This window comes from Kitasatospora saccharophila (genome assembly GCF_039529925.1).
Taxonomy (GTDB): Bacteria; Actinomycetota; Actinomycetes; order Streptomycetales; family Streptomycetaceae; genus Kitasatospora; species Kitasatospora saccharophila.
In genome coordinates, this window is the sequence record NZ_BAAANS010000208.1 from 1 (window position 1) to 506 (window position 506).

Genomic DNA, 506 nt, shown 5'->3' on the forward strand with positions numbered 1-506 from the left:
CCTGGTAGAACACAGCTGACAAGCGCCGACGCCGGACAAGGAGACAGATGATGACGAGTTCGACTGGGTCCTGGACGGCGTCGGAGCTGCCGGTGATCGGCGCGCCGATGGCCGGTGGGGCGACCAGGCCCGCGCTGGTCGCGGCGGTTGCTTCGGCGGGTGGGTTCGGGTTCCTTGCCGGGGGCTACAAGACGCCCGAGGCGCTGGAGGCGGAGATGGCCGCGCTGACCGTGCCGTTCGGGGTGAACCTTTTCGTGCCGGGGCCGTCGACGCTGACCGAGGCGGAGTTCCGGCGGTACGCCGAGGAGCTGGCGGACGAAGGGACGCCGTACGGGCTGGAGCTGGCGGGGGCGCCGATGGTCGCGGACGACGACGATCGCTGGCAGGGGAAGCTCGATCTGCTGCTGGATCGGCCGGTGCCGTTCGTGAGCTTCACGTTCGGGCTGCCGGGTTCTGACGTGGTGCGTGCTCTGGCTGACGTTGGGACGCAGGTGCTGGCGACTGTG

At 70.0% G+C, this 506-nt stretch carries 1 protein-coding gene; it reads left to right on the top strand.

Annotated features, from left to right (window positions below):
• Positions 1-50: 50 nt before the first annotated feature.
• Positions 51-506 (top strand): nitronate monooxygenase (locus tag ABD345_RS40195; RefSeq protein ID WP_344559810.1); only part of this gene is annotated, 456 nt, incomplete at its 3' end.